This is a genomic window from Streptomyces globosus (genome assembly GCF_003325375.1).
GTDB lineage: Bacteria > Actinomycetota > Actinomycetes > Streptomycetales > Streptomycetaceae > Streptomyces > Streptomyces globosus_A.
The window spans coordinates 37,924-56,243 of record NZ_CP030863.1; the positions used below are offsets into that span (position 1 = coordinate 37,924).

The window sequence follows — 18,320 nt, forward strand, 5'->3', positions numbered from 1 at the left end:
AGGCGCGGCGCACACAACCCTGATTGCCACCGGAACCACTTACCTGTGAATGGAGAACACCCAGATGGGCACCCAGAACACCGCCGACCAGTCGGCACGCTGCCCGATTGCCTGGATGCACCCGGATGACATCCTGTCCCCCACCGACCCGGCCGTGAGACTCACCACCGGCGAGGCCCAGGTCGTCGAGGAAGCCTTGGCCGACTACGCGGCCCAAGAACTGCGGATGTGCCAAGAAAACATGATCTTCCGGCTCGAAGAACTGCACCCGATCCCCGTCCACCCTGCCGAACGCGAGGAGTGGGCCCGCAACCTTCCCACCGCGCCGAAAGACCTGCGTAGCACCTACGCGCACCTGGAACTGGAGCGGGCTGCCGCTGCCGCACTTCACAAGGCCCTGACCCGCCGAGACTGGGCGGGGCTGCTGGTGCGCTACACCACCGAGACCGGCACCCGCGACAAGATCAAATATCCGTCCAGCGGGATCAAGGCCGGGGAATCCGTCCAGCACATCCGCGACGCCTGGGACAAGCGCGTGGCCGACTTGCGAACCGAACGCGCCCGCCGCCTCGGCTGCACCTGCGTCTGACCCAGCCACCCGCGACCGCTCACGCTTCACCGCCGACCGCCAGCACCTCGCCCCCGCCCAGCCCCCGGCGCTTCCGCCGGGTCGTCCTCGACGCAGCGACGGCCGAGGCGCTCGGGCGGAGAAGCCAGCCAAGCAGACCTCCCCTCCCCCTCCGTAGGGGGAGGGGGAGGGGAGACCGACGGTGGTTCAGCGGGTTGCGGCTTCATCCACCTTGCGGCGTGCCCATCGTGTGGCCTGGTGAGCGTCTCGCCGCAGGGTGGGGCGAGCCTGTGGACGGGCCGGGAGGTCGCTGGGGCTGTCGGGTTCGGTGGCCGCGGCCAGGAGGGTGCGGATTTTGTGGGCGAAGTCGGGACCGGGCAAGGGGCAGCTCACTTTCGGGTTCACGGAGGTAGCCCACGGCCACAGCGGTGGGCATGTAGGTCATCAGCTCGGTGACCACGGCGGACCGTGGCCGGCTGGCGTGTCTGGCGCATGACGCGCAAGAGCGTGGTGCTGGAGGCGCCGTCGTCGACCGTGCGGTGCTTCGCGTAGTGCTTGCACCGAACCAGGGGCTTCCGACTGTCCGGCAGCTGGCCCATCGCATCGGCGCCCAGGATCCCAACGTCCGCTGTCGTGGGTTGGCTATGCGCCCGAAACGGCAGCCCCGGCCAGGCCGGGGCTGTCTCACGTAAGCGGGGGGTGCTAACGGCGTTAGCACCCCCCGCTCTGCAGGAGCCCGCGCAGGGAGATCCCTGCGCGGGCTCACGTGGCCGCTCTTAGTTCGGTCAGTCGTTGCCGTGGGCGGCCAAGAGGCGTTCCAGGAGTACCTCGCGCTGCGCGGGCAGCATCTTCTCGAAGACGAGGTCGGCGACCTTGTTCCCGTCCTCCCACAGCGCATCGACCTGACGGGTGGCAAGCTCAGGAACACCCGTGTCATCAGGGGCGCCGCTGCTGACGGTCGAAGGCGGCAGGCTCTGTGCTGGCGGAGCAGCCCCTGAGCCGTCGACAGGCGCGGTTGAAGTGGGGGTGCTAACGGCGTTAGCACCCTTAGAGGTCTGGGGCTTCCTGCGCTGCTTGCTCTCAGCCCGCTTCCGCAGGGCCTCGTCCACCGCCTCCTGCTGCTGCTGTGCCGGCAGCTGCCCGACGTTCCGTGCGATCTCTACCGGAAGCGTGCGGCCTTCTACGGCGGCCTGCAGCTCGGGGGTCAGCTTCAGCAGCGCGATTCGCTGGGTGACCCAGGGGCTGGACTTGCCCAGCGCACGCGCGACAGCACGCTGGGATCCGTGGACCTCGACGAGGCGCTCAAGGGCTCTCGCCTCGTCGAGTGGATCCAGGTTTTCGTGTTGCACTGCCGCCGTGAGGGCGGTTTCCAGGAGGGTGTCGGCGCTTTCGGCGAGGGAGTCGTCGAGGTGCACAGGCACGTCGTCGAGACCTGCGAGCCTGGCTGCTGCGAGGCGCCGGTTGCCGTCCACGACGACGAAGGCGGCGCGGCCGAGGTCCGAGTGACCGGGGTGGGCGTCGAGGAACGCCATCCTGGTGACGATGGTGAGGGGCTGAATCACTCCGCGGGAGGCGAGGCTGTCGGCGAGGTCTTCGACTGACCGGAGTTCCACACGGGGGTTGTACGGGTTGTGTGCCAGGGCTTCTAGCGGCACGCGGCGGGTCTCCTGCCGGCCGACGACCGGCTCGTGCTCCTGGCCGGAAAAGCGGGCGAAGCTGGCTGCGCGGCTGCTCATTGGCTGGGCGACTGCGGCGAACGTGGGGGAGTCCCCCAGCATGTCTGCCTTGCTCATGCGGTCTTCACCCCTCGTGCGATCTGCCTCATCTGGTGGGACTGCTCGCAGTCAGGTGCGTAGTCCAGGAGGCCTCGTTGTTTGCGGACGGCTTCGCGTTGTTCCTTGACGTCGGGGATGACGGCGAGGACTGGGGGAGTGCCGAGGCTCTTCCACTTTTCCAGGGAGGAGGTGGCGATGTAGCCGCGTCGGCTGTCGAACTTGTTGACGACGAGGCCGAGCTGGTCGATGGCGAGGTCGAAGTCCCTGGAGAGGGAGTCGATCTGCTGGATCAGCATGCCGTATGCCTGGGCGGAGGTGTCTTCGGCTTCCACGGGAATGATGAGCCCGGAGGCTCCGGGTTTTTCGTCGTCGCGCTGGCGTCCGTAGGTGAGGGCGGCGTCCATGGCGAGGCCGAGGCTGGGCGGGGAGTCGACGACGATGGCGTCGAAGTGGTCTTCGAGGGGGGCGAGGGCGCGCTCGAGGGCGGCGTGGCGTGGCCCGCGGAAGACTGTGAGGCCGCTGTCGAGGAGGAAGGCGTCGAAGGCGGCTGGCAGGATGCGCAGTCGGCCGTCGAAGCGGTCGCCTTGTATTGCGATGGTCAGGTCCAGCAGGGGCTGCTTGGCCTGGTCGCGGTGGAGCATGTGCGTGATGAGGCTTTCCTCGCCGGCGGGGATGGCGGTGAGGCCGAGCTGGTGGGTGAGGTGGCCCTGGGGGTCGTAGTCGACCAGGAGGACTCGCTGGCCGGCTTCGGCGAGTGCCTGGGCGAGGCCGGCGGATACGGCGGTTTTTCCGACGCCGCCCTTCTGGTTGCAGACAACGAAGCGGCGGGTCATCTGCTGGGCTGCGGCGGGGTTGTCGTCCAGCCAGAGCGCTACGGCTTGGGCGAGTCCCTGGATGTAGGAGACACCGCGGTGGCGGCAGTCGACCTTGAAGTCCTCGTAGAGGCCTTCGGGGAGGTAGGTCCCGAAGGAGTCGGCCTTGGCCGTATTGATGGTGGGGAGCTCGTCGGTGCAGGCGCGCCAGGCTTGGATGCCTGCGGCTACGGCGTCCTGCATGTCGGTCTGGAGCTGGGCTGCACGGACCTTGAGGGCCTGCTGGAGGTGAGCGGGCATTTTGGAGACGAGCTTCTCCCGCTCCTCTCCCGGGTTCGGAGATGACATGGACGGCAGCATACTGCCGTCGCGCGTGTTGTCAGTGATCCAATAGGCGCGTTTTGCCGATTTCTCACGGTAGTTCCTCCCCGAGCGCTAACGGCGTTAGCGCCTCCAGGGGTGCTAACGCCGTTAGCACCCCTCTCTCCGCACTCCACGCTTTCGCCGAACGACTGCGGGATGCCCGGCCCTCGGTTCAACATGAGCCCCATGCCCAAGACCCTGAAGTGCACCGGCGAAGAGAAGAACATGACGCTCGACGAGATCGAGGAGTTCGTGAAGGCAGCTCGCGCTGCCGACGTCCCCGGCGACAGCAACGTCAGCGCGGTCGTGAGCACCAGCGGCAAGATCAAAGAGATTGAGGTCGAGGTCAACTCATAGGCATCTGACCCAGACCCACCACCACCCACCGCCCCAAACGAAAAGAGCCCGGCGTCCCCTGCCAGAGATCGCAGGGAACGCCGGGCCTTCGGCTGTCAGACCGCCCAGGCCGCGGGCACGCTTTCGACGGAGTTAGGGGTGTCAGCGGCGGTTGCCAGTACGGCAGGTGCCGCGGAGCGGTGACCAGCACGGCCCCCGCTTCGGTCTCAGGGGCCAAGGCCATGCGCCAGGTGTCGTCCCCCTCACAGCCACAGCCGGGTGCGCGTGCCGTAGGTGTGGACCGCGCGCGGGACGAGGGGGGTGTACATGGAGGGGTCGTCGGCGGGGCAGAGATGCAGGTTCCGCCAGCCGTGAATCCGGGCCATGCACGCGGCGGCCCCCCGCTACTCCCGAACACTCGAACGGGGCCATCGTCGCCCTTGCGATCGGCACGCAGGTCCCCCGCAACGCCCTCACCCAACGCCATCCGAATCTCCGCAACGAGTTCTACGCCCGCGTCCAGGAGCGAGGCGCTGTCCCCGACGTAGAAGCCCGACTCCGCTCGACGATCGTGAAGCTCAAGGAGACCATCGCCAACAAGAACGAGGAACTTGCCCGCTTGCGTGAGGGCCTCCCTGCACCCGTCCGCGTACTCAGTCAGCTCACCGCTGAGAACGAAGCACTGCGCCAGCAGCTCCAGCTGCCGACACCGAACGTCATTTCCCTCGGGCCCTGACCGGCAGGCGTGGGCAGCCAACATGGCAGGAGAACTGGGCCGCTGGGTGGCCGAGGTATCAACCGGATGCCTGCCGCAGCAACGGGCTACGCCTCGCCGTCGAGATCGCGCTGCCTGCCAGCAAGGTATTCCCGGACGAGGCGGCCGAGCACTTCACCCTCGTGCGCGCGCTCGTTGAAAACGGCGCGCTGGAAGGCTCTGACCTCCTCCCGCTCCAGGAACGCGTGCAGGAGTCTCGCCTGCGGATGGAAGTAACCGCAGCAGATCAGGCGCGTGCAGTGCCCCTTCAGCTCCCTGACCTTCGGGGTCCGCCATGGGTAGTGCGGGTACCCCTTGAGCTCCGCCTTGCAGCGATCAAGGATCTTGAACAGCTCAGTCTTGTTTCTCCACTTCTCCTCGCCGTAGTGCAGCTCGAACCACTCGCGGCGATCCGCGTCGGCTATCTCTCGCTGAACGCGTTCCACGCGCCTTGTGATGCCGGCGAAGACCTTCGGGCTCATCCTCCACTTGGAGCGCGTCAGCTCCGGATATCGGTGGCAGATGTCCATATCTGCAACCCAATGCGCGGCGCTCTCGTGCTTGCTCTTCCGGAGGTTGCAGGGCTTGCACGCTGGGACGAAGTTCCACCAGATGTCGTGGCCTGCCCCGGCGATCGGCCTTTCGTGGTCCAGTGTGGTGGACGGGGAGCGGCCGCAGTACACGCACAGGCCACGTTGCGCAGTCAGCACCATCAGCCACACCCAGGCCTTCTGCTTGCCTCTGTCACCACGGCGAATAGCTTCCACTGCACCCCTCTTGCCGTAGCCGGCTAGGCGGGATCGTAAGACGCGGCACTGACAATCCGTAGCCGTCGGTCGATCGTCACGCGGTTCGACGGGGAGGGCAAAGACGTCGCGGCGGGTCAGTGCGCGGTGCAGCTGCCCCAGGACCCCAGGACACACACCACGTAAGCATCGCTGGCCACCGCGCCCTCGGGCAGCTCAGTTTTGGGGCACGCCGCCTTCTTCCACGTCGGCGGCACCAGCTCGGCGTCGATCTCCTTGGGCAGCAGCGGGCGCTGGGCCACCTTGCGCCGGGCCGGCACCGGCAGCCGGCGCACCGCCTTGAGCACCCGCCGACCGCCCAGCGCCCCCGGCACCACGCCACGCAATGGTCCGCTCAAAGGGGCGCACTCCGCGCGCGCTGTCCATGGTAGATACGGACCTCGAGTTCGGGCGCCTGCCTCAACACGCTGACTTGCCAAGGAAGAGGAACGCGACGGGGTAGAGGTGGTCGCCGGTGGGGTTGTCGATCCCGGTGACGTGGAAGCCCCGATGGGCGATGAACCCGCTGTCGGGGGCGTCGTCGGCGCAGGGGGTCCATATCTGTGCGATGGGGTGCAGGGTGCCATCGTCGTCCCCGCTGGTCGCGATCTCGTACAGGTCGGTGGTGGTCACTCGCTCACCCCCGCGGCGGTGGCGGCCAGGAGTGAGGTGACATCGGTCCTGTACGGGTCGCTGTAGTTCTCGCGGTCGCTGAAGTCGAACGGCGCGCACTTCGCGGTGACCACGAACCCGGGGACGACAGTGGCGGCCTGGCCGTCGAGCTCGGTGTTGAGGCGGTCGGCGTCGCGAGAGGCGAGCCAGGTCTGCGTATACGGGCCGAGGCGAAGAAAGGTGAAGCCGGACCTGTCGGGCTCGCGCGCTTCGACGTCAACGGCATAGTGGGCGGGGGGCATGCCGACGTCTTCGGGCAGGGGCAGACCTGCGGCAGCGTGGGTGAGCATCGCGTAGGCCGGCTGCCAGGCTCCGAGGATCGTGGTCGTCTCGCAGCGCAGCCAGCCGCGGTCGGTGTAGCCGAGCTGGCGGCTGTGGAGGTGGGCCGCGGCATTCGGGGTGTCGGGATGAACCAGGGCGACGACGATTACCTCGGTGCCGCGGTCGTCGCCGGGCCGGGGGTGGGCGCGCTCGATGAACGGGCCGACCCTCACAGCGACGTCCCGTCCGTTGCCGGGCTCCCACGGCTCCGGGGAGCGTACGGCGGCGAGCATCGCGCGGAACTGGTCGACGGCGGCCTGGTCCTCGAGGGTGAGTGCGTCGGGAGCGTGGCCGCAGCGGCGGAAGCGTCGGATCATCGTGTGGTCTCCTGCTCGGCCTGGAGGTTAGGCGTCTTGAGGACGCGCGGCAGATGGATGTGCAGGTGCTCGACTTCGACCTCGCGACCGCGGGAGCGGAGTTCGTGGGCAAGCAGTTCGGTGAGACCAGATGCCCTGTGTCTACCTCCTGCACAACCGATCGCGATCCGGCTGGGGCCGGCGGGCAGGTCGGCGTAGTCGGCGAGGTTGGCGAGCAGCTCGCGGGCGCCGGGAGTGTTGAGGACGACGCCCTGGACGCGGGGGTTGAGGCCGTTGAGGTCGAGGATGTCGCGGGCGGCGGCGGGGTCGCGGAGCCGGTCGCGGACGTCTTCGATCCGGTCGGCGGCGGGCGGGACGGGGGAGCCGTCCGGGCCGGTGGGCAGGTGGAGGTAGCCGAACGAGATCAGGCGGATCGGGCGCATGAGGTGTCTCCAGGGCGCTGGTGAGGAGAGAGCAGCGAGCGCCGCCCCCGCCAGGAAGGCTGGAGCGGCGCTCTGGGTGGTGGTGGCTGATCAGGAGTTGGGGGCTACGGCCGCGCGGATGATGTCGGCGTGGTCGAACGCCAGCTCCTTGGGCAGTTCGCTCAGGGGCCACCAGCGGGCGGTGCGGGCGTCGTCCCTGGCGGTGGCCTGTGTGCCGTCGGGGACGACGGCCATGTACGCGAAGGTGACGTACCTGCCGCGTGGGTCCCGGTCGAGCTGGTCCCAGACGCCGATCTGGTGCAGGGCGCCCACGGGCACGTGGATGCCGGTCTCCTCGGCGTGCTCGCGGGCCGCGGCCACATACGGCGCTTCCCCGGCGTCGACGTGTCCGCCGGGCAGCGCCCAGGCGCCCTCGAAGGGCGGCCAGCCTCGATCGATCAGCAGGACGTGGCGGCTCGGGGTCACGGCGACCACGTCGGCCGTGTACTGGATGGCCTCGGTCTTGGGCTCGGTCATGTTCGCCTCTCGGGTTAGGGGTGAGTGGTGTTGGTGACGACGAGGAACTGGTCGCTGTCGAGGTCCATGACGACGCGGGCTTCGGTGCCCTGGGCGCGCTGGGCGGCGGCGTATTCGTCGGCGGGCCAGGAGCCGCGGGGGTGCCCGGCGGGGAACCGCTCCAGCACGGTGCGGGTCTGCGCGGGGATGGCGGTCATCCGGCGTCACCGCCGGTCACGCGCTCGTGGATGTCGATGAGGCGGGTGATGGCGTCGGGGTTGTCCGCCAGGCCGACCCATGTCCCGTGCGCGGTGAAGACGGGGACCTGGTCGCGGTCGGCGTCGAAGATGATGACGTAGTCGCCGTACCGGTCGAGCACCATGTCGCGCAGGACCGGGACCAGCGCGGTGTCCAGGACCTCCAGGGCGTCGAGGGTGAGCCGGGCGGGCTCGCCGGGCGCCGGCGGCTGGACCAGGATGCCGGTCGCGCGGAGCAGGTCGCCGGGCTGTATGGCGGTCAGCAGCTCGTGGGTGATCTCGGGGTTGCTGCTGGTGCAGGTGATGACCGTGTCGGGGGCGTCCTCGTCGGCGGTGTCGAAGTCGGCGGGCCGGACGACCAGGTCGAAGGTGACGGTGTCGCGCGGGCCGGGGGCGGGGATCGCGTCGACCCAGCCGACGACGGCGCAGTGCTTGGTGTCCATCAGCTGGCCTCCGCCAGGGTCTCGGTGGGGCGAGGGGAGCGGGGTCGGGGGGTGTACTGCGCGAGCACCAGCAGCTCGCGGTTGCGCTTCTTCTCCGCGTCGGTGAGGGGCCGGGCCTGCACGCCGCCGTGGCGGTGCCACAGCGGGGAGGCGGGCGGCTCGGGGTAGGCGAGAGCGTCGTCGACGTGACGGTCGGTGCTGCTCATGGGGGCCTCCGCCGGTTGGGAGGGGTCAGGCATGGGTTGCGCGCTGGCTGCTCTTGGACTGGGTGTCGGAGGCGAACCGGCCGAGGCGGGCCTCAACCGGGTTCGCGGCGATCCAGTACACTGCGCACGCCTTGTGCACGGGCTCCCCGGCGTGGGAGCGCATCGGCGTGGGCTTGTCGCACAGCACGCAGGGGCGGTCCTGCCAGCGGTCGAAGTGCTGGCTGTCGCGCCACTCGAGGAGAGCGCCGGGAGGCGGGACCAGGCCCGGCTCGAAGGGCGCCTTCTTGCCTCGGGTGCGGGTCACGGCCGGAAGTCGGCCAGCTGCTGAAGTACGCGCTCCAGCAGGGCCGGTGGCAAGGGCGTGGCGCTCAGGCGGCCCGTCCCCACACCCTGGTACCGGGGCGGCCGGCTCGGCGGCCGTTGATGGACGGCACCGTGAGGTGCTGCCGGGTCGCGAGGATCGCCCGGCCGGAGTGCTTGCCTTCGTATAGGGCGGCGTCGGCAGCCCGTTGCAGCAGGCTCAGGTCGCGGGAGCCGACCTCGCGCGGGACTGCGGCGCCGACCGAAGCGCCGACGTCGACGGCGCGGCCGTCGTCGAGGACGACCGGGGTGTGCAGCATCCGGACCAGCTGCGCCAGGCGCTGCTCCAGGCTGTCGGCGGGGAGCGGGACAACGACGGCGAACTCGTCGCCGCCCAGCCGACCAACGACGCCGCGCGGGCCCGTCCAGGCGGAGAGCCGGGCGGCGACGGCGGCCAGGACAGCGTCACCGGCCGCGTGGCCCAGCGTGTCGTTGATGGACTTGAAGTGGTTCTGGTCGACCAGGACCACGGCCACGTCGTCGCGGCGCGCCAGGAGCCGGCGGGCGCGGGCGGTGTAGGAGTCGCGGCGCAGCAGACCGGTCAGCGGGTCACGGCGGGTGGCGGCGAGCCGCTTGTGCAGTGCGACGGCGTGGACGGCCCAGCCGGTCAACGGCAGCGCGGCGGTGGTCAGTAAGAGTGCGCGCTGCCCGAACCGGGCCTGAGCGCGCAGGACGGAGTCCATACTGGTGATCGCCCTCTCGTCTTGTACGGGGTGGGTGGGCCCGGGGCAGGCGGCTGGTTTGGACGCCGATGTACGCCTGTCCCGGGGCAGAGCTACAGCGCGAAGTCGTTGCGGACGGTCCAGCTGACGGGGTCGTTCCAGAGGCTGGCCTTCGCGGCGGGCCACTCCAGCTGCCAGCCGGGCCGAAGCCCGCGCGCTCCCCAGCTGTCCGGCTGCTTGCCGGGGATCTCGAGTCCGGCCGTGTGCGCGGCGAGCGCGGCGTCGTACACCTCGTGGGCGCGGCGCAGGGCCGTGGCGGGGGAGTCGGCGACGCCGGTGAAGACGTGCACACCGTGGCGGTCGGGGTGGCGGGTGTCGTGTATCGGGACGTCCACCTCGTAGATCCGCAGGCGCATGACGTCCATCTCCTCTCTGTACTCGGTGGTGAGGGGCCACCGCGACCGCCCCGGCCCCCGGCCGGATCGGCAGGGGTCGGGGCGGCACGGAGGGCCGTCACGCGCGGGAGGGCTGGTTCGTCACCGGCGGGACCCGCGGACGTAGTCGATGGCGCTGGCAACGTGGGTGTTGGCCATGAGGCTGCCGCCGCCGTCGATCCGGTCCCGGAGCTCGTCCAGCCGCATCCATGCCGTCGCGAGCTGCTGCACCAGCCACGCCTCATCGGTGGCGGTGTCGTTGCCGAGTCGGGCTGCGATGTCGGCGAGGCGGTCGGCGTCTTGGTGGCTGGCCTCCAGGAAGGCGTCGGCCCGGCGGACCTTGTCTTCCGTGAACGCCTCTCCGAGGCGCTGGGCAGCGTCGGCCTCCGGGTCGTCGGCGTACTTGGCTAGCCGCGCAGGTGGACCGCGAGGCGGGCCAGTTCCCAGTCGGTCCGGCCGGGGTTGCTGCTCTCCTTCAGGAAGGTCATCGCGCGCTCCCGGCGGTCTCGTGCAGCGCTGCGTCGGCGTGGTCGTCGTCCTCCTAGTCCGCGTCGTCGAGGCCGCCATGGACGGAGCAGACGATGTCCTCGCTGTCGTCCAGCTCGCCGGCCAGGGTGCGGGCGAGGCAGGTGACGCCGTACGCGGGCGCCCAGGCGTAGCCGGTGCATTCGTCGTCGTGGGGGCAGGGCAGCGCGACGTCGAAGCCGTAGTCGCCCTGCCCGTCGACGTTGGTCCGGAACGCGAGGGTGAGCTACTGCTGGCCGAGGTGGATCTCCGCGACGCGGTCGCCGCCGGCGGCCTTCGAGCCGGGCTTCCACCGCCACAGCGGGAGAACCTCTTCGCCGAACACCCGGCGGACGAGCAGCATCTCGCCCAGGCCGTCGCCGCCGTCCAGCCCGAGGTCGGCCTGCCGGGCATCGCCCAGGCGCTGGAGGAACGGGAGCAGCTGGCACAGGCTCTCGGAGAAGAAGACCTCGTTGAAGCCCTCGGCCAGCAGCTTCGGGTGGGAGCGGACCATCGCCGTGTGCTGCGTGCGAACGGTGTCGTCGGGCACGGTCCGGTTGGCCGAACGCGGGCCTTGGCGCTCCACGCACACGGAGACCGGGGTGGAGACCATGACCGCGATGGCGGGCATGTTGTGCCGCTTGGCGGCGGCGACCAGCGGCGCCCTGGACGCGGGGGTGCCGTTCGTGGCGTCCACGACGGTGAACCGGCGGCGGCGCATCCGGGCTTCCAGCAGCAGATGCAGGGCGGCGACGGCGTCGCCGGTCGCGTCCTGGTCGCCGGCGTCGTCGCTGACCGTCTCGCGTAGCGCGTCGAGGGAGAGGACCTGCGAGGCGGGCCAGGTGGAGGCGAGCGTGGACTTGCCCGCGCCGCTGGCCCCGATCAGGACGACCAGGCAGCTGTCCGGCAGATACGGGAAGGTCGGGGACGTCATGCGAGGGGCTCCTTGGGTCTCGGGTGCGGACGGGCGGCTCGTGCGGGGCGGGCGGGTCACCGGGTGGTCGCGCTGGTGGTGGCGATGAGCGCGGCGACGGTCTCGCAGCCGTGGTGGAAGGCGCCGTCGAGGTGGAACGCGCCGTTAATGCCGTGCGAGGCGAGGCGGTAGAAGCCGCCCTTGCCGGTCTTGTCGGCGAGCTTCTCCAACAGGCCCTTGCCCGGGACGCGGCGGTCGGCGGCGTAGTGGGTGCCGAACGAGACCGCGAGCGCGGCGGCGGCCGCGGCGGGGTGGACCCGGATCCCGAGCGCGCGGGCGCCGAGCCCGGCGACGATCGCCTGCGTGGCCACGTAGGTCAGGCAGTGGTGCAGGCAGGCGGCACGGCCACTGGCCGTGCCGTGGGTGCTCTCCTCCTTGGTGACGGGGTCCGTGAAGGTGACCGGGTGCTCGTCGGAGGCGCCCTTCACGCGGGCGCAGAAGTCGTTCTGCACCCAGAAGTCGCCGATGGCGCTTCCGGCGCGCGTCAGTCCGAGCAGGGCGGCGAAGACGGCGGGACGGTGCGTCATGCTGGGGTTCTCCTGATCTCGAAGGGTGAGGGAGCGGGCGGCCAGCCTTTGCCGGTGCTGCGGCCGCCCGGATGGTTCGGCCCCGTCCCGGCCGGTGTGGCCGGGACGGGGTTCGGATCACGCGGCCAGTCGGTGCGCGGCGGGCGCCGGGCCGGTCATGCAGCTGCTCGGGTCCACGGGGGTGCCGTCGAAGCACTCCAGGCAGCAGCCGAGCTTCTTGGAGAGGCAGATGTAGAACCGGCGGCCGCACTCGCCGCAGGTCTGCCGGGCCGCCATCGCCTGGTCCAGAGCTCGCTCCTGGGCGAGCGTCGGGACCCGCTTGGGCTTGGCACGGTCGACGCGGAGCAGGTAGCCGCGGGTGGGGTGGGTGCAGGACCACTGCGGCCGGGTGGCGCACAGCCTGCACCGCAGGATTGCGACCGCGCCCTCGTTCCTGCCGGGGCTCAGGCCCATGTCCCGTAACTGGCGCCGGGTGACCAGGCCGTCGGGGACGCACCCGCGGTCGTACTCGGGCATCAGCGCGTCGCTGCGCGACACCCGGTTCACCTCGCGGCGGCGCTTCTTCCGCGGGCGGGGCATCACCTGCTCCAGGCGCCGGGAAGGCGGTCGGGGCGGTGGGGGTAGCGGGGGCCGGGGCGCTGCGGGCGGGGCCGGCCGATCCGGCGGCGCGGGCGGGGGATGAGCACGGGCTGTTCCTCCAGTCGTCGATGGGACGGTGCGCGGTCAGGCGGTGGTGATGCCGGCGATCTGCGCGGCCTGGGTGCCGGTGAGGGTGAAGTCGGGCGCGGCGAGGAGCGCTTCGGCGACGGCCGTGATGCGCTCCCACTCGCGGACCACGCGCTGCTGGGCGGTGGCCATGACGTAGTCCCAGGCCAGTCCGCCGTCGAGAGCCGGGCCGGTCTCGGTGACCGGGACGCCCGCATCGGTGAGGATGTTCAGCGCCATCTGCTTGTCGTGGTCGGCCGCGCAGAGGCGGGCCGTCTCCGGCGTGAGGCGGCCGGACTCGGCAAGCTGGTGGAGCTCGGCGGCCTGGCCAGCGGCTCCGCAGACCACGGCGACGTCGAGGTAGCTGCCGAAGGACCTGGCTAGGTGGTGGCGCCGGTCCAGCCGGTGACGCGGCCGCGGGTGACGGTGTGGACCCGGACGCGCTCGCAGGTGAAGCCGACGAGCTGGCCGAGCACGGTGTGGCCGGCCTCGTGGTAGGCGAGGCCGCGCTGGATCAGCGGGAGCGGGGTGAACTGGTAGCGCGCGTGCCGGTAGGGCGTGTGCTTGTCGAGCTCGTACATCGCGTCCTTCTCCGGATCCGGTCGGCGGTGGTCAGCGCTGCGCCCCGCCGACGTCGTGCTGGTGTCGGCGGGGCGCAGCGGGCGGGGCGGTGGGCGTGCGGCCGGGCGGCCTGTCCGGTCCTCGCCGTCCGCAAGGCGGGGTGGGCGAGGACCAGGCAGGGCGTCGGGTCAGCGGGTGGCGCGGGTGCGGAGCAGGCGGGCGGCCCAGGCCCGCAGCCGGTCGAGGCGGGTGGGGTGGGTGTGCCGCCAGGCGGTGTCGAACACGCCGTCCTGGGTCGGGAAGGACCGGCTCGCGCCGCACGTGCAGGTCCAGACGTACGGATCGGGCCGGGTGTCGTCGAGGGTGGCGGTGACCTTCGCCGGGGCGCCGTCGTGGCGTCCGTGGAAGGTGCCGGCCCAGAGCTCGTTCTTGTCCAGCTGCATCGGGGTGTGCCTTTCGGTTCGGTGGTCGGCTGAGGGTCAGCGCTTCTGGAGGGGGTGCACGTTGTCCGGGGCGTCGTCTTCGTCGTCCGGCGCGGCGTCGGCGGCCGGGGCCGGGAGGTGGATGTGCGGCTCGATCTGGTGGCCGTCGTTGTGGATGTGGGTGAAGAACGCCGGGCGCAGGGTCAGGCCGCGGAGCGCGAGGGCGGAGGCGGCGGTCCAGGCGAGGACGGCGAGCCCGGTGGCGACGGTGCGGCCGTCAGCGGGGGCGGCGCTGTAGACCATGGCGATGCTGGCCGCGCCCCACGCAGTCCAGGTGATGCGGGCGCCGCTGCTGCGGGCGAAGCCGCCGATCAGTCCAAAGAGGCCGACCAGCTGCCAGACGGTGTAGACGGTGGAGGCGCTGATCGACAGCGACGCGGAGTGCGCGGCGATGTACGTGCGGATCGGCTGGTCGATCACGGCGAAGACGCCGGTGGAGGTGTCGGTGCCGACCTGGACGCGGGGCGCGGCCGTCAGCAGGCTGTGCAGCATGGCGGCCAGGGCGTCGGTCGCGCCGTCCAGCAGCAGGATGACGAAGGAGATCCCGGCGAGTCCGAGGACCGCCTTCAGCCAGTTGGCCATGCCGTGCCAGCCGAGCGCCGGGGCCTGGCGCAGGTCCTCCCAGCGGTCGTGCAGGACGCCGCCGTCGTCCCAGGCGTCGGCCCACCAGACGCGCAGGGCCTGCGCGCGCGGCTGCTTTTCGTCGAGCTCCTCGAGCAGCAGGGGCGCGGCCGCGGGGAGGCTGTGGGCCTGGCCGTGGCCGGCGGCCGGGTGCTCCTGGCGCGGGCCGGGGACGTTCGGGGTGCGGTCGATGTGGTCAGCCATGGTCGGCTTCTCCTTCAAGAGCGGTGACGGCGCGTACGGATGGGCATGGCTCTGTTGCCGGGGCCTGGTGGTGGGCCAGGCTGGGCGAAGGCCAGGGAGCAACGAGGGGGCGCGATGGCAGTCGAGTTCGATTCGGTGATCGCCGACGGGGTGATCTATCCGGCGTTCACGGACGACGACGGCGTGCTGTGGATCGACGACGAGGAGGACTACGAGGTCGTCGTCGACCACGCGATCGTCGATGGGGTGATCTACGAGGCGGAGGTCGATGAGTACGGCCGCTTGCTGATCTACCTGGACGACGACTGAGCGCGTGGGCTGCTCCGGCGGCCTGCCCCGTACTCGACTCCCGGCCCAGGCGGGGCGGGTTCGAGTACGACGCAGGGTGCCGGATCAGTGGTGGATGTCGTTGCGGGTGCGGGCGAAGAACATGCCGCGCGTGGTGCTGTGGCTGTTGATCTCGGTCCGCATGGTGACCGGGCCCTCGTAGACGTTCTTGGTGACGGCGGAGCGGGCGCGGTTGATCGCGCCGCCGATCGCGGTGGCTGCCATGGCAAGGCCGGCGAACGGCAGGGTGACCATCAGGACTCCGGCGAGGCTGACGGAGGACAGGCCCTGCAGGACGAGCCAGGCGCCGCAGCCGATGCCGGTTACTCCAGCCCCGACGCCGATGCTCGCGACCGCGATCCCGGCCGCCCAAGCCGGGACGATCCGGTGGTCGGGCTGGGGGACGGGCGGGGTGTCACCGTAAGTGGGCACGGGGGAGTGGTCGCGGTACGACGTCGGGAAGTGGCCGGGCTGGTCGGTGCGGAAGCTCGCGTCCATGATCCGCTTGGCTTCGGCGGCGGCCTCGGAGTCGGACATCCGGCGGCCGGCGGTGGGGTGGAAGTCCACGGTGTTCTCCGTTCGGGTACGAGCGCGCCCTCCCGGCCGTGGCGGTAGGGAGGGCGCGAATGGTGGGGAGCGGGGCGGGCTATCCGGTGGGCGGCGGCCTCGAACTCGGCGAGCGTCGGGTACTGCAACCGCAGGGCGGCCCGCGGACCGGTCTCCGGCTCGGACTGCTCCAGGACGCCGTTCTTGCGCCCGGCGAGCAGCAGCTGGTTCAGCAGGCGGGGGCCTCGGGGTCGGTGGCGAGCACGGCGGCTTCGTCGACGACGAACAGGGGGCGGTTCATGGCGGGCTCCGATCGGTTGGTGGGGCGGGTTATCCGAGGGTGCTGATCCATCCGGCGATGCCGCTGATCGCGCCGTTGATGGCGGGCGCGATGCCGGTGGAGGCGAGGGAGAAGCCGAAGAGGACGGCGGCGAGCGCGGGCCACAGCCGCAGGTAGCCGGTGCGGACCAGGACCACGACGAGGAAGCCGGCGAAGAAGACCAGGGAGATGGTCAACGCCACGGGGGAGCTCCTTGGGGAAGGCCGGCGGCCGGGCGGGCTCGGGGCCCGGCCCGGCCGGGCGGTGAGGGGTTGGGGTTAGTTCCTGATCGCGGTCAGGGTGTTGCGGACGCTGCCGAGCTTGACCGCGCGGCCGCCGTCGGCGTTGACGAGCTCCAGGATCTGGAGGGCGTCCAGCGGGTCGTCGTGCGCGTCCAGGACGGACTGGATGCGGTCGCGCAGCGTGCGGGCCTTCGGCTTGGCCGCGGCGGCCGGGACCGGCGAGGGTGCCGCCTTGGCGCCGCCGCCGCTCTTCTTCTTGCCGCCGCCTTCGCCGTCTTCGTCTTCCTCGGGCTCGGGGAAGACGGCCCGGTATGCCTCCATGCCGTCCAGGCGCTGGCAGTAGGCGTCGCCGATCAGGCCCCAGGCGTCTTCCTCGATCTCGGGCGGGGCGCCGGGGCCGTAGAGGTCGAGGACCTCCGGGTCCAGGCCCTCGGTGGGCTCGGACGAGCCGATGTTCCAGAACCGCATCTTGCTGGTGGGGTAGCGGCCGTTGACGTTGTAGGCGGTGCCCTGGGTGCCGGGCAGGTCGCTGTCGTCATGCTCCTCGTCGAACTGCGAGACGAGGTCGACTTCGCCCGCGTACTTGGGGATCGGCGCGAGGACCTGCCCGGCGGGCAGCAGGCCGTCGGTCACCAGCTGCTTCATCATCGAGCTGGTCCAGCGCAGGAGGACGACTTCGCCTTCCTTGAGCATCGCCCTCAGCGTGTCCGAGCCGCCCATTTCCTCGAGGTGGCCGGCCTGCGCGAACAGGCCGATCCCAACGCCGAGGGACCGGCCGGTGCGGCCGATGTCCTTGATGTAGAAGGTGGCCTCGTCGCGGTAGGGCGCGCCCTTTTCGAGCAACCTGTTCGCTTCGTCGATGATCTGGTAGATCAGCGGATCGGGCCGGTCGCGCAGGAACTTCGAGCGGCCGAGGCGGGCGTAGCGCTCCTGGCGGTCCATCATGGTCAGCCACGTCGTGCGCAGCTGCGCCATCGTGCCTTCCTGCGTGGTGACCCTCCAGGCCACGTTGCCGTCCAGGCCGGGCCCGGCCTGCCCGAAGGCTTCCGGTGCGGACTGGCCTCCCTTGAGGTCGGCGTACAGGACGGCGATGCCGGAGCGCTTCATCGCGGCGAGGATGATCTGCCCGGCGGTGGACTTGCCTGCGCCGGTGGTGCCGAACAGCAGCAGGCGCTGCGCGGACCCGGACGCCGGGTCGTACAGGCGCAGCAGGGAGGGCCGGCCGTTGTGGTAGCGGCCGATCCAGATGCGGCCGCGGGCGTCCATGACCAGCATCTCGGGGTCGGCGAGGATGACGCGGGCGAGCGGGTCGTGGGGGTAGATGGTGACCAGAGCCTTGGTGCCCATGACGCTGGTCTCCACCGCGAGCCGGTTGACGTCGGCGATGTGCAGCGCCGCGGCGAGGCGCTGCGGGTGGTACGTGATGATGTCGCCGGGCTCGGCCGCTTCAACGGTGAGCTCGTAGATCCTGCTCATGCGGGGAGCTCCTTGGTCTCCTCGTCGGGGATGTCGACGGTGCGGATCGCGGTGATGACGGTGGAGGGCATGCCCTTGGGGGCGATGAGCTTCTCCCAGGCCGTGTAGATGTCCATGGCTTCCTCGGGGGCCTGGCCGACGGTCAGCCGCCGCACCCCGGCGCCCTGGCGAGGTACCGGGGTGATGGCGATCTCGTCCTCGGGCCAGTTGATGGCCGCGGACAGCTCCAGCAGGTCGATCTTCGGGACCGGCTTGCCGGGCAGCGTGGAGCGGATGACGGCGGTCATCGACTGCTCACCGGTGCGTTCGATCTGCTCCAGCACCGTGTTCGGGGCGGCGCCGCCCTCGATGGCGACGTGCTGCGCCCAGAACACGGCCTGCGGATGCTGGGGTCCGGCGGGGACGTCCTCCTGGACCAGGAGCTCGCGGGTCTGCTCGATCGCCTCGGGGGTGAGCGACTTCTCGCGGCCGACCAGGATGCGGGCCACGCGGGCCGGACGCACGTAGAGCACCGCGGCGGTCCAGCCGGCGTCGGCGAGGAGCTCCCAGTACCAGTCGATGCCGGGGATGATCCGCTGCGCGGTGAGCAGGACGGCCATGGACACCGAGGGGGCCATGTAGAGGCCCATGGCGGTGTTGCCCGTGGCATCACGGCGCAGGGTCAGGGACCAGGCCGCGCCCCAGCCAGCGCAGCCGAGGGCGGCCAGGACGGAGGGGGCGTAGAGGTCGTGGGTGAAGGCGCCGGTGGCGAGCGCGCCGGTGCCGGCCACGGTGGCGACGCGGCCGACGGCGTTGCGCGCCAGGGCGAAGCGGCTGCGCAGGGGTCCGAGGCGGATCATCGGTGAGCTCTC

The 18,320-nt window shown here is 71.0% G+C and carries 31 protein-coding genes and 1 pseudogene; 4 read left to right on the forward strand and 28 right to left on the reverse strand.

Going from position 1 to position 18,320, the window contains the following annotated elements; translation table 11 throughout:
- Positions 1-49: 49 nt before the first annotated feature.
- Positions 50-589 (forward strand): hypothetical protein, encoded by a 540-nt coding sequence (locus tag C0216_RS30750; protein WP_114059053.1) that lies wholly within the window; start codon positions 50-52, stop codon positions 587-589.
- A gap of 764 nt (positions 590-1,353) precedes the next feature.
- On the opposite strand, the gene C0216_RS30760 is transcribed toward C0216_RS30750, so the two are convergent.
- Both C0216_RS30760 and C0216_RS30765 read right to left on the reverse strand, forming a co-directional pair.
- A complete protein-coding gene (locus C0216_RS30760) occupies positions 1,354-2,361 on the reverse strand; it encodes a ParB/RepB/Spo0J family partition protein (RefSeq protein WP_114059054.1) in 1,008 nt (335 codons plus the stop codon).
- The gene (locus C0216_RS30765; RefSeq protein ID WP_114059129.1) at positions 2,358-3,503 is read right to left on the reverse strand and encodes a ParA family protein; all 1,146 of its coding nucleotides are present in this window, start codon (positions 3,501-3,503) and stop codon (positions 2,358-2,360) included. The genes C0216_RS30760 and C0216_RS30765 overlap by 4 nt, the downstream gene beginning before the upstream one ends.
- Positions 3,504-3,704: 201 nt before the next feature.
- On the opposite strand from C0216_RS30765, the gene C0216_RS33985 reads away from it, so the two are divergent.
- Positions 3,705-3,875 carry a hypothetical protein gene (locus C0216_RS33985; protein ID WP_174250571.1) on the forward strand — a complete coding sequence of 57 codons (171 nt, stop codon included), beginning with the start codon at positions 3,705-3,707 and terminating at the stop codon, positions 3,873-3,875.
- A 242-nt stretch (positions 3,876-4,117) separates the two neighbouring features.
- On the opposite strand, the gene C0216_RS35170 is transcribed toward C0216_RS33985, so the two are convergent.
- Entirely contained in the window at positions 4,118-4,240 is a 123-nt protein-coding gene (locus tag C0216_RS35170) for a hypothetical protein (protein ID WP_281277980.1), read from the reverse strand.
- Between the two features lie 185 nt (positions 4,241-4,425).
- On the opposite strand from C0216_RS35170, the gene C0216_RS34815 reads away from it, so the two are divergent.
- A complete protein-coding gene (locus C0216_RS34815) occupies positions 4,426-4,590 on the forward strand; it encodes a hypothetical protein (protein WP_246042992.1) in 165 nt (54 codons plus the stop codon).
- A gap of 86 nt (positions 4,591-4,676) precedes the next feature.
- On the opposite strand, the gene C0216_RS30775 is transcribed toward C0216_RS34815, so the two are convergent.
- The 20 genes and pseudogenes from C0216_RS30775 to C0216_RS30870 form a co-directional block, all read right to left on the reverse strand.
- Complete coding sequence (locus C0216_RS30775) at positions 4,677-5,321, reverse strand: HNH endonuclease (protein ID WP_114059131.1); 645 nt, start codon at positions 5,319-5,321, stop codon at positions 4,677-4,679.
- Between the two features lie 144 nt (positions 5,322-5,465).
- A pseudogene (locus tag C0216_RS30780) lies at positions 5,466-5,719 on the reverse strand (hypothetical protein); the annotation flags it as partial.
- A gap of 94 nt (positions 5,720-5,813) precedes the next feature.
- Complete coding sequence (locus tag C0216_RS30785) at positions 5,814-6,026, reverse strand: hypothetical protein (protein ID WP_114059055.1); 213 nt, start codon at positions 6,024-6,026, stop codon at positions 5,814-5,816.
- Complete coding sequence (locus C0216_RS30790) at positions 6,023-6,703, reverse strand: hypothetical protein (protein WP_114059056.1); 681 nt, start codon at positions 6,701-6,703, stop codon at positions 6,023-6,025. The genes C0216_RS30785 and C0216_RS30790 overlap by 4 nt, the downstream gene beginning before the upstream one ends.
- Positions 6,700-7,125, reverse strand: coding sequence for a RapZ C-terminal domain-containing protein (locus C0216_RS30795; protein ID WP_114059057.1), 426 nt, complete (start codon positions 7,123-7,125; stop codon positions 6,700-6,702). Before C0216_RS30795 ends, C0216_RS30790 begins: the two co-directional genes overlap by 4 nt.
- A 90-nt stretch (positions 7,126-7,215) precedes the next feature.
- Positions 7,216-7,641, reverse strand: a complete 426-nt coding sequence (locus tag C0216_RS30800) for an NUDIX domain-containing protein (protein ID WP_114059058.1) — start codon at positions 7,639-7,641, stop codon at positions 7,216-7,218.
- Positions 7,642-7,655: 14 nt separating this feature from the next.
- The gene (locus tag C0216_RS30805) at positions 7,656-7,838 is read right to left on the reverse strand and encodes a hypothetical protein (RefSeq protein WP_114059059.1); all 183 of its coding nucleotides are present in this window, start codon (positions 7,836-7,838) and stop codon (positions 7,656-7,658) included.
- Positions 7,835-8,320 carry a hypothetical protein gene (locus tag C0216_RS30810; protein ID WP_114059060.1) on the reverse strand — a complete coding sequence of 162 codons (486 nt, stop codon included), beginning with the start codon at positions 8,318-8,320 and terminating at the stop codon, positions 7,835-7,837. Before C0216_RS30810 ends, C0216_RS30805 begins: the two co-directional genes overlap by 4 nt.
- Positions 8,320-8,526 (reverse strand): hypothetical protein, encoded by a 207-nt coding sequence (locus tag C0216_RS30815; protein WP_114059061.1) that lies wholly within the window; start codon positions 8,524-8,526, stop codon positions 8,320-8,322. Before C0216_RS30815 ends, C0216_RS30810 begins: the two co-directional genes overlap by 1 nt.
- Positions 8,527-8,551: 25 nt before the next feature.
- Complete coding sequence (locus C0216_RS30820; protein ID WP_114059062.1) at positions 8,552-8,830, reverse strand: hypothetical protein; 279 nt, start codon at positions 8,828-8,830, stop codon at positions 8,552-8,554.
- A 64-nt stretch (positions 8,831-8,894) separates the two neighbouring features.
- Positions 8,895-9,569: a diguanylate cyclase domain-containing protein gene (locus C0216_RS30825; RefSeq protein ID WP_114059063.1), complete on the reverse strand. Its 675-nt coding sequence runs from the start codon at positions 9,567-9,569 to the stop codon at positions 8,895-8,897.
- A 92-nt stretch (positions 9,570-9,661) separates the two neighbouring features.
- Entirely contained in the window at positions 9,662-9,964 is a 303-nt protein-coding gene (locus C0216_RS30830; RefSeq protein ID WP_114059064.1) for a hypothetical protein, read from the reverse strand.
- A gap of 120 nt (positions 9,965-10,084) precedes the next feature.
- Entirely contained in the window at positions 10,085-10,549 is a 465-nt protein-coding gene (locus C0216_RS33680) for a hypothetical protein (protein ID WP_162793349.1), read from the reverse strand.
- A 184-nt stretch (positions 10,550-10,733) separates the two neighbouring features.
- Positions 10,734-11,420, reverse strand: a complete 687-nt coding sequence (locus C0216_RS30835) for an AAA family ATPase (RefSeq protein ID WP_428985504.1) — start codon at positions 11,418-11,420, stop codon at positions 10,734-10,736.
- 56 nt (positions 11,421-11,476) lie between these two features.
- Positions 11,477-11,986 (reverse strand): hypothetical protein, encoded by a 510-nt coding sequence (locus C0216_RS30840; RefSeq protein WP_114059065.1) that lies wholly within the window; start codon positions 11,984-11,986, stop codon positions 11,477-11,479.
- A 117-nt stretch (positions 11,987-12,103) separates the two neighbouring features.
- Complete coding sequence (locus C0216_RS30845) at positions 12,104-12,565, reverse strand: RRQRL motif-containing zinc-binding protein (protein ID WP_114059066.1); 462 nt, start codon at positions 12,563-12,565, stop codon at positions 12,104-12,106.
- A gap of 144 nt (positions 12,566-12,709) precedes the next feature.
- A complete protein-coding gene (locus C0216_RS30855) occupies positions 12,710-13,039 on the reverse strand; it encodes a hypothetical protein (RefSeq protein WP_114059067.1) in 330 nt (109 codons plus the stop codon).
- 32 nt (positions 13,040-13,071) lie between these two features.
- Entirely contained in the window at positions 13,072-13,272 is a 201-nt protein-coding gene (locus tag C0216_RS30860; RefSeq protein WP_114059068.1) for a hypothetical protein, read from the reverse strand.
- Positions 13,273-13,440: 168 nt separating this feature from the next.
- Positions 13,441-13,695: a hypothetical protein gene (locus C0216_RS30865; RefSeq protein ID WP_114059069.1), complete on the reverse strand. Its 255-nt coding sequence runs from the start codon at positions 13,693-13,695 to the stop codon at positions 13,441-13,443.
- A gap of 36 nt (positions 13,696-13,731) precedes the next feature.
- Positions 13,732-14,559, reverse strand: a complete 828-nt coding sequence (locus C0216_RS30870) for a hypothetical protein (protein WP_114059070.1) — start codon at positions 14,557-14,559, stop codon at positions 13,732-13,734.
- A gap of 114 nt (positions 14,560-14,673) precedes the next feature.
- Between C0216_RS30870 and C0216_RS30875 the strand changes: the two genes are divergently transcribed.
- Positions 14,674-14,868 carry a hypothetical protein gene (locus tag C0216_RS30875; protein ID WP_114059071.1) on the forward strand — a complete coding sequence of 65 codons (195 nt, stop codon included), beginning with the start codon at positions 14,674-14,676 and terminating at the stop codon, positions 14,866-14,868.
- An 84-nt stretch (positions 14,869-14,952) separates the two neighbouring features.
- Here the strand turns inward: C0216_RS30875 and C0216_RS30880 are convergent, their stop codons facing one another.
- The 5 genes from C0216_RS30880 to C0216_RS30900 form a co-directional block, all read right to left on the reverse strand.
- The gene (locus C0216_RS30880; RefSeq protein WP_114059132.1) at positions 14,953-15,423 is read right to left on the reverse strand and encodes a hypothetical protein; all 471 of its coding nucleotides are present in this window, start codon (positions 15,421-15,423) and stop codon (positions 14,953-14,955) included.
- A gap of 238 nt (positions 15,424-15,661) precedes the next feature.
- Complete coding sequence (locus C0216_RS35175; RefSeq protein ID WP_281277981.1) at positions 15,662-15,784, reverse strand: hypothetical protein; 123 nt, start codon at positions 15,782-15,784, stop codon at positions 15,662-15,664.
- The gene (locus tag C0216_RS30890; protein ID WP_114059073.1) at positions 15,763-15,954 is read right to left on the reverse strand and encodes a hypothetical protein; all 192 of its coding nucleotides are present in this window, start codon (positions 15,952-15,954) and stop codon (positions 15,763-15,765) included. Before C0216_RS30890 ends, C0216_RS35175 begins: the two co-directional genes overlap by 22 nt.
- 75 nt (positions 15,955-16,029) lie before the next feature.
- Positions 16,030-17,469, reverse strand: coding sequence for a transfer protein (locus C0216_RS30895; protein WP_246042993.1), 1,440 nt, complete (start codon positions 17,467-17,469; stop codon positions 16,030-16,032).
- Positions 17,466-18,308 carry a hypothetical protein gene (locus C0216_RS30900; RefSeq protein ID WP_114059074.1) on the reverse strand — a complete coding sequence of 281 codons (843 nt, stop codon included), beginning with the start codon at positions 18,306-18,308 and terminating at the stop codon, positions 17,466-17,468. Before C0216_RS30900 ends, C0216_RS30895 begins: the two co-directional genes overlap by 4 nt.
- Positions 18,309-18,320: the final 12 nt, after the last annotated feature.